The organism is Peribacillus sp. SIMBA_075, from assembly GCF_046534585.1.
This window is the reverse complement of record NZ_JAWRYN010001207.1, coordinates 1-250: the sequence shown is the minus strand read 5'-3', so window position 1 is coordinate 250 and position 250 is coordinate 1. Positions and strand designations below refer to the sequence as shown.

Below are 250 nucleotides of genomic sequence, written 5' to 3'. Positions count from 1 at the left end.
ACATGTAACTAAATTGCAGGCAGTTTGTTCTGAATGTGGATCTCCTGCAAGTCGTACGCAACGTTTAATCGATGGAGAACCAGCGGCATTTGATGATCCAATTATTTTAGTTGGGGCTTCAGAATCGTATGAACCACGTTGTCGTCATTGTCATGCAGTACCTACAAAACAAAGATAAGTGAAACTCGCTATGTAGAGCGGGTTTTTTTCGAAAATAGATGAAGATTGGTGGCAAGCTCTTCGTGTCTAA

The 250-nt window shown here is 41.2% G+C and carries 1 pseudogene; it reads left to right on the top strand.

From position 1 onward, the window contains the following. Positions 1-178 (top strand): annotated as a pseudogene (locus SB775_RS32155) (thymidine kinase); the annotation flags it as partial. Positions 179-250: the final 72 nt, after the last annotated feature.